Origin of the sequence: Veillonella parvula, from assembly GCF_018378075.1 — a bacterium.
Lineage (GTDB): Bacteria > Bacillota > Negativicutes > Veillonellales > Veillonellaceae > Veillonella > Veillonella parvula_K.
Genome location: NZ_JAGZYE010000006.1, coordinates 56601 through 70726 on the forward strand (window position 1 = coordinate 56601; position 14126 = coordinate 70726).

The following is a 14126-nucleotide window of genomic DNA, read 5'->3' on the forward strand; positions in this document are numbered from 1 at the left end:
ATTGTCATCCTTTCACCAAAGAAGTTATACGTTCAGCCACTGTATCAAGAGATACAGTCTCTTGTTCACTAGTATCCATGAATCGAATTATGGCTTCTTTACGAACCAATTCATCATCACCCAATATAATAACATATTTCGCATTAATTTTGTTAGCGTATTTTAATTGTGCCTTCATACTTTTGCCCTGCCCGTCCATTTCAACAGGAATATCAAGACTGCGAAGTTTTTGGCAAATTTTGAAAGCCTCTACCTTAGCCGCATCACCAAGAGCTACTACGAATGCAGATGGTTCTACAGTTGGTTCAGGCAATAGGTTTTGTTTTTCAAGAGCTAATAATAAGCGCTCCATGCCCATAGCAAAACCGATAGCTGGGGTATGCGGTCCATCGAGCTCTTCTACGAGACCATCGTAACGACCACCACCGGCTACGGCACTTTGAGCACCTAAAGGAGTATATTGTACCTCAAAAGCTGTTTTTGTATAGTAATCAAGGCCACGTACGAGACGAGGATTTAAAGTATATTGCACATTAGCAGCTGTTAAATAAGTCTTTAATTCTTCAAAGTGATCATGACACTCTTCACATAAATGTTCGTGAATTTCAGGAGCACCTATGGACAAGGATTTACATGTTTCATTTTTACAATCCAGTATACGCAAAGGGTTTTTGTACAAACGTTCTTGGCAGTCGCTACATAATTGTTCCTTTTTAGGTTCAAAGAAAGCGATTAATTTTTCACGATATACAGGACGACATGTCGGACAACCTACGGAATTTACCTCTACATTGAGATCTTTAAGTCCAAAATCTTTTAACAACTGCACAACCATGCAGATAACTTCGCTATCCACTACTGGAGATTGAGAGCCTAATACCTCAGCACCAAATTGGTGAAATTGACGGTAACGGCCTGCTTGCGGTTTATCATGACGGAACATAGGGCCCATATAATACCATTTGGTGAGACCTTCTTTACCATATACTTTATTTTCTAAGTATGCGCGCACAGCAGACGCCGTATTTTCAGGGCGTAAGGTAAAGCTAGAACCACCGTCATCTCCGGTGGTAAAGGTGTACATCTCTTTTTGTACTACATCTGTAGTCTCACCGATACCTCGCAAAAATAATTTAGTTTCTTCAAAGGCAGGTGTGCGAATTTCATTGAAGCCGTATACTTTACAAATTTCGCGCATACGTTGTTCAATATAGTGCCAATTTATCATCTGTTCTGGCAAAAAGTCTTGTGTACCTCTTGGTTTTCTTATAGCCATTACACAACCTCCCAAAATCTTTCACAAATTTTATGTCGTTTCTCTAAAAGTGCATCTATCGTTACGTGATAAACATCTACGTCTTTTGGCATATGCTGTTTAAGTTGACGGTATTCAGGGGCTCGCATCCACTTAGACGAGCTGCCAGGCCCCATAGATAGAATACTCTGCCGTTCTTCCATGATCTGAATATTATATTCACACGCTTTGCCAGGCAAGGTATAGCCAATATTCTCTAACTGCCCTCTCATATATTGTTGGCGATATAAATAATATGACACATAACCAGCTGCTTCAAGACGCTCTTTACCATATTGTACCATTTCCGCCACAAGATGTTCTTCAGGAATATCATCTTCCATATGTAAATCGTACAACGGGCTACCACGTTTTAATGCTAACGTATGAATTGTAACATTTTCCGGCAGATTTTGACATACATAATCCATATTCTCTATCATGTTTAACATCGTTTGATTAGGCAAGCCTGCAATAAAATCCATATTTACGGCTAATGATGTATTGTTTTTTACATATTGTAAAAGTTCATCAATATCCCGTACACTATGGCCGCGTCCAATACGACGCAAAATATCATCTTGCATTGTTTGCGGGTTAATGCTAATACGATTCACACCTAGCGCAAGCATGGAACGTAGCTTTGTAGGATTAACAGAATCAGGTCGTCCTGCCTCTACAGTAAATTCATGACCTTCTGGTACGAGTAGAGACAACTGTTTTAGAACCTGGTGAAAGTCTTCATCCTTTAGCACTGTCGGAGTACCACCGCCCATATAGAGGGTATTTACGGTTAAATTATAAGATTGGACAATAGCTTTCATATCTTCTATATCACGGGTTAAAGCCTTTAGGAATTGACTTTTACCAGCATAATCCTGATAGAGACCATATGGAAACGAGCAATATACACAACGCGTGTCACAGAAAGGAATACCACAATAGAGACTCACCTTTTTATCATCTGTATCAGATAGAAATGGACGTTGATACTCGCCAATGTCCCCCAAAGTAGCAAGCTTTTCCATAGACACAGAAAACTCGTCCCGAATGTGACGAGTTGCTGCGTGGACAGAGCCATATGTATCTATATATTTATGTAGTAGCTTTGTAGGGCGCACACCTACCATAGTTCCCCACGGAGCCTCAGCAGGTAAGCCTTGATATTCACGCAAATAGCGCAACAAGGCTTGTCCAATTTGGCGACGCCCCATAGAGGAAACAGGGCCTTCAAAAATCTGAACCGAATCACCAATGGTAACAGTTAATGTGTAGAGCCCTTCCACTTCATGTGCTTCAAGGATAACCTCTGGATTTATCTTATCAGAAAAGAGTCCCGCCGCGCCACAGTTATGAGCTACTACGGAGCCAAGTGGTAATGGACCCGTATATAGATATCCATTAACCATGATGGGACATACGCTCAAGCTTTTCTAATTCTGCTTCAGTCATATGATTTTGGCAATCACTACAGTAACCATATACTTTCAATTGATGATCAATGGTACGGAAGTTTAATTTCTTAGCGATAATAGACTCCAATGTTTCAAGCATGTCGTCTTCAAACTCGGATACTTTACCACATTTTACGCAAATCAAATGATGATGGAAATGAGCGAACTCTTCGTCATTTAATTCATAGCGATTACGGCCATCACCAAAATCAAGACGTTTTAACAAATCAAGTTCTGTGAAGAGATCAAGAGTTCTGTAAATTGTTGCTAACCCGATATCAGGTGCTACTTCTTTTACAAGAACATATACATCTTCAGCACTCAAGTGATTTTCATCAGCATCGATGAATGCTTGCAAAATTGTTTGACGTTGAGTTGTCAATTTGTACTTTTTGTCTTTAATGCGTTCTTTTAATTTTTCTAATGTTGTGTTCATAATAAATTTCCCCTCGACTGTAAAAAATAATTCGTTTAAACCTACTGACCAACGAATGGGTTGTATTGTTTTTCATACCCTATATTTGTTTCCGGTCCATGACCAGGATAAACCATTGTATTATCAGGCAATCTATATAGCTGAGTCTTAATCGATGATATCAGGATCTCATAAGAACCATTTGGAAAATCTGTACGGCCTACGGAATCTCTGAATAGAGTATCCCCTACAAATACAAGACCTTCCATGTAATAACACACCCCTCCTGGCGTATGACCTGGTGTTTCAAGCACCTCAAGATCGATATCACCACATGTAATATGATCACCTTGTTTAACCTCGATGATTTCCGCTTTTACCTTAATTGGCGTTGGATTGCTATAAGCACTAAGATTAAGTTCAGGATCAGATAAATACGGTACATCGCCTTTATGAATATATACAGGCACATGATAGGTGTTTACAATTTCTTGAATGCCACCAATATGATCTCCATGTCCATGTGTCAGTACAACCGCCTTCGGCTTTAAGTCATGTTTTTTTAGCGCATCTAGTACTTCAGCTGTTGCAGGATCGATAATGAAAGCTTCACCTATCGCTTTATCACCGATAACATAGCAATTTGTTCCTAATGGACCTAAAGGCATGCGCATAAGCACTAATTGTTGTTCGCTCATTAAGCCCCTCCTTTACTACGTTGAACAGTATACACTTCACGAATACGACGCAATTTAGTCATTACGAAATCTAGTTGCGAAATATCCCGAATATCAACCACCAAATTGATGCTTACATTTTTTGTATCTTCTTGAACCTTAGCATTGATGTTAGTAATGGTGATTTTCAATTCTGAAAGCACCGCCATAACCTCCATGAGAATGCCAGCTCGATCATAAGCCTGAATATCAATGCCTACATGGAAAGATTCTCCAGAAGAACCGTCCCAAGAGACTTCTATCATCCGCTCTAAGTCTTCAGGAGAATGTCCCATGCTAGGGCAATCACAGCGGTGAATAGAAACACCACGACCACGGGTTATGTAACCTATAATATCATCACCAGGTACAGGATTACAGCATTTTGCCATACGCACCATCACACCAGCTTCACCTTTTACGAGAACACCAGTGCCATTTTTAGTTTTCTTTTGTCCTTGAGATTTTAATTTCTCAATAATTTGCTCTGTACTGCGCTTAGATTCCTCTACCTCTTTAGACTTTTTATAAAGTTCAATTAAACGCAAGAGAACAGTGCTTACAGGAATGCCGCCATAGCCACAGGCTGCAAACATTTCCTCTTCTGTACCGGCTTTAAGTTGTTTCGTTACATGTTGTAAACGGTTGTCTGCACATAATTCTTTCCAATTATGATTCAATCGTTTTGCTTCTTTTTCAAGAGCTTCTAAGCCTTTTTCAATATTTTCAGCTTTATTTTCACGCTTGAACCAATTACGAATTTTACTCTTACTTTCAGAAGAACCTACGATATTCAACCAATCAAGGCTAGGACGACCTGTTTTGGATGTGATGATATCAACAATATCACCATTTTGCAAGGTATAATCCAACGGCACAATTTTGCCGTTTACCTTAGCACCAACACAATGATGACCTACATCGGTATGAACTCGATAGGCAAAGTCAAGCGGTACAGAGCCTATTGGCAACTTAACAACGTCACCCTTTGGCGTAAATACAAATACCTCACCAGAGAAAACGTCTAATTTCAAAGCATTAACGAGTTCTGTTGGATTACTAGTATCTTGCCATTCAAGAACCTGGCGCAGCCATGCAACCTTTTGATCAAATTCTTTATCGCCGTTTTTATTTCCTTCTTTATATCGCCAGTGAGCAGCCACACCATATTCAGATACACGGTGCATTTCCCAAGTACGGATTTGAATCTCTACCGGTTGCCCCATCGTGCCGATAACGGTTGTATGCAAGGATTGATACATATTAGACTTCGGCATGGAAATATAATCTTTGAAGCGATAAGGCAATGGCTTCCACAAGCTATGTGCAATGCCAAGTACTGCATAACAATCAGGAATGCTATCAACAATTACACGAACGGCAAGCAAATCATAAATTTGGGATAAATCACGATTGTCCTTTTTCATCTTCTTATAAATACTGTAGAAGTGTTTTGGACGACCTTTGATATCCGCCTTAATATGGGCTTCACTTAAGGCCTTTGTAAGTTGCCTCATCGTATCATTAACAATGTCTTCCCGGACTTGGCGTTTTTGTTTCATTTGATCGACTAGATCATAGTATTTTTCCGGCTCTAAATAACGGAAGGATAAATCTTCCAACTCCCATTTCACATTGAAGATACCAAGACGATGTGCCAAAGGTGCAAAGATTTCTAGGGTTTCCTTAGCAATACGTTTTTGTTTGTCACTACGCATATGCTTTAAGGTGCGCATATTATGTAAGCGATCACCCAATTTAATAACTACGACACGTACGTCCTTCGCCATAGCTAAAATCATCTTTCGATAGTTTTCCATTTGGCGATCTTCTTTTGTTTCATACTGGAATTGGTTTAATTTTGTTACCCCATCAACGAGGAATGCTACTTCAGAGCCAAACATCTCCTCTAGGTCTTCCTTCGAGTAAGATGTATCTTCAACCACATCATGCATAAGAGCTGCCATGAGTGTAATATGGTCGATTTGTAAATGTGCCAAAATATCAGCTACAGCTAAAGGATGCATAATATACGGTTCACCGGAAGCTCTAAACTGACCTTCATGAGCCTTATCAGCAAGCTCAAAAGCTTTCAATACTTGGTCACACTCATCATCTGTTAAATACGTATGGATATACTCCATAAACTCGGCTAAGGCTTTACTTTTATCAAATGTACTTTGTTCCACCAAAGCTTTGCCTTCTTCATTTACAGTTGTCATGATGTCACCTCCTATACACTATAAGTAAGGAATGTTACGGATGTGACAAGATCTAATTTTCCTTCAATGGCGTTCCATCTAAGCATTAATTGACCATCATCACTTGTATATTCTTCAACAATGCCCAATTCTTTAAATACATCAATAGATGTTAGAGCACTGCGATTATTCTGATCTGCCGGCTTACGGCGCAATATATCTTGTTCTACATTATAAACCGATTGACTACGACCTCGCATGGACTGTTTTATTATGACATACATTTGTCTAAGCCCTTCTGTAGAAAGCTTAATCGGCTCTTCAGTCAATGGTTCAATAGCTTGAATCATGAGTTGCGGAGAAACCATACCTTGCCATTCATTCTTTTGCAAGGAAAAAGCCACTTTTACCACAGTTCCCATAAAGATAGATTTAAATAAGTCTGGACGATTCCAAGCTATAGCATCTAATGTACCATTCGAAGTTTCAAATATTATCTTACAATGATTTTTTAATTGGCCCATGAGCATAATATCTTGCACGGTAGCTTCCATAATAGCAAAGACTGGCGTGCTATTGGCCATCCCATAAGGTTCAAGGTCTGATACGCGGTCAATGATATCGACATCGATATCATCAACAGGTAGTTCCGCATCAATAGCAACCACAGGAATATATTCCTCATCTGTAATAACTGCTTTGCAATACTTGGTTAACCGTTCTCGTAACTCATCAATACGATTTGCATCGATGCTAAAGCCTGCTGCCGCAGCATGCCCGCCAAACTGTAGCAAGATATCCTCACAAGATTTTAATGCATCATATATGTTAAAGCCATCTATACTACGGCACGAGCCTTTACCAATGCCATCATGAATACTGATAACTAAGGTTGGTTTGTAAAACTCCTCTACTAGACGAGAAGCAACAATACCAATGACTCCTGGATGCCACTCTTCGCCGGCCACAATAGTTACATAATCAGCTTTATGTCCTTGATTAGCTACATCAACACGAGCTAACTCATGAATATTTCGTTCTAACTCTTGTCGTTCACGATTCGTTTCATTTAGTTCATCCGCAATTGCCTCTACTATATCCTCGTCATCGGTCACAAGTAGTTCGACCGCACGCGTTGCATGCGTTACGCGACCCGCTGCATTAAGACGAGGTGCTAAGGTAAAACCAATATGTCCAGATGTAATAGTTCGTTCATGGAGCCCAGCTACACCAATAAGCTTTTTAATTCCTAAATTAGGTTCCCTATTCATCTTCTCAAGGCCTGATTTCACAATGATGCGGTTCTCACCGACCAAAGGTACTACATCGGCCACAGTGCCAAGTGCAACGATATCTAAATCATCTAAGTACCATTCTCCGTGCTTTGTAAGCCACAAGGCTTGGCATAATTTGAAAGCAACCCCTACGCCAGATAAGTTTTTATCCTTATATGGACAATCCTTTTGCTTATGATTTATAACGGCCTTTGCTCGTGGAATCATATCAGGAGCCGTATGGTGATCCGTAATAATCATATCGATGCGGTCTCGTACAGCCTCTACAATATCGTAAGAACTAATGCCGCAGTCTACAGTAATGACTAAAGCCGTTCCCCGTTCAATAAGGTGCTCTAAAGCCTCTAAATTGAGGCCATACCCTTCACTTTGACGTTCTGGTATGTAATAGGTAACATCGGCACCTAATTTCTTTAAAAATCGATAAAGTACTGATGTTGCAGTAATACCATCTACATCATAATCACCATAAATGACGATTGGTTTGTGACTTTCAATTGTTTCCAGAACTAGTGAAACAGCCACATCCATATCTTTTAATGTAAATGGATCTAACAAATCTGACAAAGTACCTTGTAAAAACTGACGACCTTCGTCTACATCAATGTGACGATTCACCATTAATTTAGCCACAATAGGGTTTACACCAAGTTCACGGATTAAGATATTCTCTTTCTCTTGATCACCTTTACAAAGGCGCCAACGTTTTTTCTTAATCATCATATCCCTCAGTAGTTTATAATCAATATTATTCTTGAATTCAACGTATTATCATTATCATTTTTATTTATTATACCTTAAAATGCAAATAAAATAAACTATTTTATATATTTTATTCTCATTTAAATCTTGCTATTTTCTCAACAAGAAAGAGCCTCCCATTATCAATAGGAGGCTCCATATCAGTGAATTCCTTAGAACCGGAAGTCCCGTTCGCCGTCTTTCATCTGTGCAATATAAGCTTTAGCTTTATCTTTAACTAAATCATTTTTGATATTTTCTAACTGTTGTTCAATAACCTTAGAACCATGAGCCTTAGTTTCATCATTGCCGTAATCCATGATATATTCGTTCAATGTCATCAACGCATTTGGTTGACAACAGTTGTGAATTTGACCGGATTTTGCAAGAGCCATGAATCGATCCCCAGTTCTACCTGCACGATAACAAGCAGTACAGAAGCTTGGAACATACCCAAGGTCTAGCAACCAGTTAACGATTTCATCTAATGTACGCGTATCACTACGATCGAATTGTGCCGTATTATCTTCTGGCTTTTCTTCTTCTTTGTAACCACCTACACTAGTACGAGATCCACCACTAATTTGGGAGATACCTAATGCCAAGCCACGTTCACGCATGGATTGACTTTCACGAGTGGACATAATCATACCTGTATACGGTGTGGAGACGCGGATAAGAGCAACAATTTTTTCAAATACATCATCAGGTACAGCATTACTGAAATCATCTACATCGATATCATCCGCTGGACAAATACGAGGTACAGAAATAGTATGTGGACCTACCCCATACACAGCCTCTAAATGTTCTGCGTGCATCAACAAACCAACGAAATCGTATTTATAATGTTCCAAACCATAAAGAACTCCGATGCCTACATCATCAATACCACCTTGCATAGCGCGGTCCATCGCCTCTGTATGGTAGGCGTAGTCGCTCTTAGGGCCTGTAGGATGTAAAGCTTCATAGTTTTCTTTATTATATGTTTCTTGGAATAATGTATACGTGCCAATACCAGCTTCATGTAATTTTTTGTAGTCCTCAACGGAACAAGCTGCAATATTTACGTTTACACGGCGGATTTCACCATTTTTATTTTTGATACTGTAAATCGTCTTGATGGATTCCAAAATATATTCCAGTGGATTATTAAGAGGATCTTCACCAGACTCAATTACAATACGCTTATGGCCCATCGCTTCTAACGCAATAACCTCTTCTCTGATTTGGTCTTGCGTTAATTTTTTACGTTTAATATCGCGGTTTTTGGAGTGGTACGGACAATACACACATCCATTGATACAATAGTTAGACAAGTATAACGGTGCAAATAGAACAATACGATCGCCGTAGATAGCCTTCTTGATTTCCTTTGCTAAAGCAAAAAGCTTTTCCTTATATTCAGGTAACGGACATTCTAAGAGAACTGCTGCTTCTCGGTGGTTTAATCCCTTAAATGTAGCAGCTTTCGCTAAAATAGCATCTAACAACTCCCTATTTTCCTTGTTTTCCTCTGCATAGGCAAGTGTGTCAAGGATTTCCTGATGGGAAATAAATTCCTCCGCCTTAGGAGATTTTACATCATACATAGTACTTACCTCAAATCTTTCTAGTGGCAATGCCACCCCTCTTTAGGTTTATGAAAGTATATGACAACCAGTCTTCTGGTATTTCACTGATACTGTACATAGTATACCACTATTCCTACTAAAAAGCACAGGAATTTGATACATGCAAAAAGGTTGCCACCTCATAAGAGGAAGCAACCTTTATATCATGGGAGTTTCTAATCTATATCGATTATCTATATCGAACATGACTAAAATGTATGTATGTATTTTTACACGAGATAAACCCTTACATAATAGTACTAACTATATATTACAAATGTATTTAGTCCTATTCTCCCCATGTATCATACAGCTCTTTCATAGCACGTTCTTTCGCAATAATACCATGGGCCATCCACAAAGTACTATCCACTTGCAATACATGATCGGCTTTTACAGCAGGCAAATTTTTCCACAACTCATCTTTTTTAAGATTTGCCAATCGTTGGTCTGCTACACCTTGATTATTAGCACTAGAAGCACCGTAACCAGCAGAAACGATTAAATAGCCTGCATCAAGATCGGGTAATCGCTCTAAAGAAATCGCATTGTTCGTAGGGTTAAGTTCTGTTTCTAATACCATATCAGGCGGTTTAATATTAAGTAATTCAGCCATAAAGACATTCAAATCGCTTTTCATATACGGATACAATCGTATTTCTTTATTTAAAATTCTTAGAAAAGCTACGGTTTCCCCTTGCATATGTTCAGCTAAAGCTATCCGTGTTTTCTTAGCCTGTGAATAATATTCTTTCAAACGAGCTTCCCCTTTTTCAGGGACCCCAAGTGCTTTAGCAATAGTTAGTAGTGCAACTTCTTCCTTATTTACGTTGACAGAAATGGTTGGAGCAATTTTAGAAAGTGCATTATATGCCGCTTTGCCATAAGAGTCACGCATAATAATCAAATCCGGTTTTAAAGCCTGAATCTGCTCATAGTTGATAGTCTTTGTTTCATCATTAATACTAAAATTTTGAACATTACGATTACTTAATTCATTATAAAGATAGCTTTTTTCATTAAAATTTGCCCCTATAAAAGATTCATCTAATGCAATCATAGGATCTTCTGTCCGAACAACCACGATACGTTTATGTTCTTTGGGCATAACTGTTGTCCCGAGCTTATGAGTGACAATAATCTTATCTCCTTCAACAGTAACAATTTTATCTGCTGCCTTTTGGATAGCCGTTAATCGCTTCTTAAACTCTTTATCAATTTCCTTTGGATCATTAGATCGTTCTAGGGCAGCTTTCATCTTATCATCAAGGCTAGCATAGATAGCTTCATGAGTCATGCCATTTTGTTGAGGTCCGCAACCGGCAATCCCCATAATTACACAAGCTCCTATTAAGCTTGACAGTAACAATCGCTTCATACTACACCTCACGTGCCGTATGGTCATAATTCTTCATAGAATAAGGAATACAGAACGGACGATCCGTCTTAGGATCATTCATAATCGTAGAATCTACACCAAATACATCCTTTAACATCTCGTTATGGAAAATATCATGAGGAGTACCTTCGTACTGAATTTTTCCATCTTTCATAGCTACTAAATAATCAGCAAAACGAGCTGCTTCATTAAGTTCATGAATAACCATAATAATCGTCTTATTATATGTTTTATTTAAATGCTCTACTAAATGCAATACATCCATTTGGTGAGATACATCAAGAAAGCTCGTCGGTTCATCAAGAAACAAAATATCTGTATTTTGTGCAATAGCCATAGCAATCCAAGCTCGTTGGCGTTGACCGCCAGACATGTGCGTAATACCACGATCTGCAAATGATAGTAATTCAGTTTCTTTTAAAGCCCACTCTACAATTTCTTTATCTTCCTTTGTAGTACGAGCAAAAAGGCTACCTTGATGCGGTGCACGTCCATACATAACAAGTTCGCGAACAGTGATTTCACCAGGTGCTGTAGGATTTTGAGGTAAAATAGCAACCTTCTTCGCTAATTCACGACTATTGTAATCACCAATAGACTTACCATCTAATAATACATCACCATCCATGGGACGAATAATACGACAAATTGTTTTTAACAATGTAGACTTACCACAACCATTAGCACCAATCAATGCGGTCACTTTACCTTCTGGAATTGTAAGATTCAAGTTTTCTATAATTTTTGTATCACCGTAACCTGTGGTTAAGTTATTAATTTCTAATTTCATTTATATCTCCCCTTTTACGCTTTTGTTTTCGCTAAAATATACAAGAAGTATGGTGCCCCGATTAAGGCTACAATAATGCCTAAGAGGATTTCGTCAGGCGCAATAATGGCTCGGCCAATCCAATCGGCAGTGACCACTAAAATAGCGCCAATTAGACCTGTTAACGGCAAGAAATACGCATGGTCGGCACCAACTAAACGACGTGCAATGTGAGGGGAAATAAGCCCTACAAAACCAATACTACCACCGATAGCTACACAGAACCCAGATAAAAGAACTGCAATAATTAAGTATACGAATCTAGAGCGATTTATATGTACGCCAAGACCAATCGCCGTTTCATCAGCTAAGCTTAATAAATTTAACTCCATATAACGAGCATAGAGAATAAGTGATAATACAATGACAACTGGTACAAGCACCCATACGTGCTCCCAGGTATTACCCGAAATGGTACCGATTGTCCAGGTATTAACTAAATAAAATTTATTAGGGTCCAAACGCGTTACGAGTAAGACTTGCAATGCATGGAACCCTGCGCTCATAGAAATACCTGTTAAGATTAAACGATATGGCGAAATAATATCGCGGCCTCGACAAGATAAAAGATAAATTAAAAGCGCTGCCACAACAGCACCAGCTACGGCAACAGTTGGTAATGTCCAAATCCCCCACGCCGTTGTAGAACCTGCAAAATACACTAAAAGAACTACACCTAAGCCAGCACCAGCATTTACGCCTAACAAGCTTGGGCTAGCCAATTCATTACGAGATATAGTTTGGAAAATCGCACCAGACATAGCAAGGCCCATACCAATAAATACAGCCAAGATGGTACGAACTAAACGAAAATCAAAAACCGTGAGGTTTTCTACATCATTACCACCGCCAAAAAGAATGCGAATAAGATCAGATGTAGACATATCGCTAAATCCTGTATGAAGATGTCCATATATAGCACCTAATAATATAAGTGTCATAACGAAAGAGTAGGCAAAAAAGCGTTTTTTCATCTTATTTCCCTCCCTTACGATTTGCTAAATAAATAAAGAATGGAACCCCTACGAGCGCAGTAATGGCACCTAATGGTGTTTCAAATGGAGGATTTATGATACGAGCCACAACGTCTGCAATCATAACAAGAACCGCACCAAAAAGTGCAGAGAATGGAATTACTAGTCGATAATCGATGCCCACCAGTTTACGTGTTATATGTGGAATGACGAGACCTACAAAACCGATAGGACCGGCTAGAGCAACAGCAGAACCGCTAAGAATAAGTACTGTCAAACCAGATAACACACGGACGCGATTTAAATTACTACCTAGACCAATCGCCACCTCTTCACCAAAGCTTAAAAGCGTAACAGATTTTGATACGTACATAGCAATAAGAATACCAACAATAGTCCAAGGTAATACGAGTAATACTTGTTCCATGCGAATACCGCTTATACCGCCGGCAGTCCAGAAGCTTAATTCTTGTGCTACTTGGAAGTACACAACAAGCATATGTGTAACAGCTACAAATACTGCACTAATAGCCGTACCTGCAAGTGCAAGATATACAGGGGTAGCTTTACCACCTACGCGTTTAGCAAGAGCTAAAATAAATAGTGTTGCCAACGCAGCCCCAGCAAAGGAAAATAAAATACTTCCATTTAAGGTTAAATAAGGAAATAAAATCATTCCAACAGCTAGACCAAAACTAGCACCTGCATTAATCCCCAAAATAGAAGGACTTGCCATAGAATTATTGGTAACACCTTGCATCAGTGCACCTGATACGGCAAAGCTAATACCTACAACGATACCTGCTATCATACGTGGCAGGCGCAATGTTTGAACGATCATCTGTCCTATACTATTAGGATCATAGTTGGTAAAGGATAGAGTAATATCATCTATGCTGATATAGCGTATCCCAATGAAGAGTGAACCAAGAGATGTGGCAATTAAAATAGCTAAGGCTAATATACCTAGTAGCGTAGTTTTAGCTGCACGCCCTCCCCTTGTTTCTACGTCATAATTGCTCATAAGAACTCCTTACAATACGAAATACTATAGAATTTACTGATACATTATATCAACAATGCTCTATCTATTTCAATAATAAATCTCAGTATCATTTATAGCAATAATGCAATGTTAAAAACAAAATAAGTAAATCTTTATAACTATACAGAATTATATCCAACAATTTTTATT

11 protein-coding genes are annotated in these 14126 nt (G+C 38.9%); all 11 read right to left on the reverse strand.

Going from position 1 to position 14126, the window contains the following annotated elements:
- Nucleotides 1–4: 4 nt before the first annotated feature.
- Complete coding sequence (hisS, locus tag KH286_RS06685) at nt 5–1276, reverse strand: histidine--tRNA ligase (protein WP_012864578.1); 1272 nt, start codon at nt 1274–1276, stop codon at nt 5–7.
- Nucleotides 1276–2703: a coproporphyrinogen dehydrogenase HemZ gene (gene hemZ, locus KH286_RS06690; protein WP_278617778.1), complete on the reverse strand. Its 1428-nt coding sequence runs from the start codon at nt 2701–2703 to the stop codon at nt 1276–1278. The genes hisS and hemZ overlap by 1 nt, the downstream gene beginning before the upstream one ends.
- Complete coding sequence (locus KH286_RS06695) at nt 2696–3184, reverse strand: Fur family transcriptional regulator (protein WP_004696420.1); 489 nt, start codon at nt 3182–3184, stop codon at nt 2696–2698. The genes hemZ and KH286_RS06695 overlap by 8 nt, the downstream gene beginning before the upstream one ends.
- Nucleotides 3185–3225: 41 nt before the next feature.
- Nucleotides 3226–3861, reverse strand: coding sequence for an MBL fold metallo-hydrolase (locus KH286_RS06700; protein ID WP_004696422.1), 636 nt, complete (start codon nt 3859–3861; stop codon nt 3226–3228).
- Nucleotides 3861–6101, reverse strand: coding sequence for a RelA/SpoT family protein (locus KH286_RS06705; protein ID WP_004696424.1), 2241 nt, complete (start codon nt 6099–6101; stop codon nt 3861–3863). The genes KH286_RS06700 and KH286_RS06705 overlap by 1 nt, the downstream gene beginning before the upstream one ends.
- 11 nt (nt 6102–6112) lie before the next feature.
- A complete protein-coding gene (gene recJ / locus KH286_RS06710; protein ID WP_278471783.1) occupies nt 6113–8095 on the reverse strand; it encodes a single-stranded-DNA-specific exonuclease RecJ in 1983 nt (660 codons plus the stop codon).
- A 194-nt stretch (nt 8096–8289) separates the two neighbouring features.
- The gene (gene hydG, locus KH286_RS06715; protein ID WP_077708570.1) at nt 8290–9708 is read right to left on the reverse strand and encodes a [FeFe] hydrogenase H-cluster radical SAM maturase HydG; all 1419 of its coding nucleotides are present in this window, start codon (nt 9706–9708) and stop codon (nt 8290–8292) included.
- A gap of 310 nt (nt 9709–10018) precedes the next feature.
- A complete protein-coding gene (locus KH286_RS06720) occupies nt 10019–11107 on the reverse strand; it encodes an ABC transporter substrate-binding protein (RefSeq protein ID WP_278457609.1) in 1089 nt (362 codons plus the stop codon).
- A 1-nt stretch (nt 11108) separates the two neighbouring features.
- The gene (locus tag KH286_RS06725; protein ID WP_278457610.1) at nt 11109–11918 is read right to left on the reverse strand and encodes an ABC transporter ATP-binding protein; all 810 of its coding nucleotides are present in this window, start codon (nt 11916–11918) and stop codon (nt 11109–11111) included.
- A gap of 14 nt (nt 11919–11932) precedes the next feature.
- Nucleotides 11933–12931: a FecCD family ABC transporter permease gene (locus KH286_RS06730; RefSeq protein ID WP_060919189.1), complete on the reverse strand. Its 999-nt coding sequence runs from the start codon at nt 12929–12931 to the stop codon at nt 11933–11935.
- 1 nt (nt 12932) lies between these two features.
- Nucleotides 12933–13955 carry a FecCD family ABC transporter permease gene (locus KH286_RS06735; protein WP_060919190.1) on the reverse strand — a complete coding sequence of 341 codons (1023 nt, stop codon included), beginning with the start codon at nt 13953–13955 and terminating at the stop codon, nt 12933–12935.
- Nucleotides 13956–14126: the final 171 nt, after the last annotated feature.

What these genes read in the sequence shown, in the direction of transcription:
- recJ (WP_278471783.1), bottom strand. Translation starts at nt 8,095, where the DNA reads ATGATTAAGAAAAAACGTTGGCGCCTTTGTAAAGGTGATCAAGAGAAA.
- KH286_RS06700 (WP_004696422.1), bottom strand. Translation starts at nt 3,861, where the DNA reads ATGAGCGAACAACAATTAGTGCTTATGCGCATGCCTTTAGGTCCATTA.
- KH286_RS06705 (WP_004696424.1), bottom strand. Translation starts at nt 6,101, where the DNA reads ATGACAACTGTAAATGAAGAAGGCAAAGCTTTGGTGGAACAAAGTACA.
- hydG (WP_077708570.1), bottom strand. Translation starts at nt 9,708, where the DNA reads ATGTATGATGTAAAATCTCCTAAGGCGGAGGAATTTATTTCCCATCAG.
- KH286_RS06735 (WP_060919190.1), bottom strand. Translation starts at nt 13,955, where the DNA reads ATGAGCAATTATGACGTAGAAACAAGGGGAGGGCGTGCAGCTAAAACT.
- KH286_RS06725 (WP_278457610.1), bottom strand. Translation starts at nt 11,918, where the DNA reads ATGAAATTAGAAATTAATAACTTAACCACAGGTTACGGTGATACAAAA.
- KH286_RS06730 (WP_060919189.1), bottom strand. Translation starts at nt 12,931, where the DNA reads ATGAAAAAACGCTTTTTTGCCTACTCTTTCGTTATGACACTTATATTA.
- hisS (WP_012864578.1), bottom strand. Translation starts at nt 1,276, where the DNA reads ATGGCTATAAGAAAACCAAGAGGTACACAAGACTTTTTGCCAGAACAG.
- hemZ (WP_278617778.1), bottom strand. Translation starts at nt 2,703, where the DNA reads ATGGTTAATGGATATCTATATACGGGTCCATTACCACTTGGCTCCGTA.
- KH286_RS06720 (WP_278457609.1), bottom strand. Translation starts at nt 11,107, where the DNA reads ATGAAGCGATTGTTACTGTCAAGCTTAATAGGAGCTTGTGTAATTATG.
- KH286_RS06695 (WP_004696420.1), bottom strand. Translation starts at nt 3,184, where the DNA reads ATGAACACAACATTAGAAAAATTAAAAGAACGCATTAAAGACAAAAAG.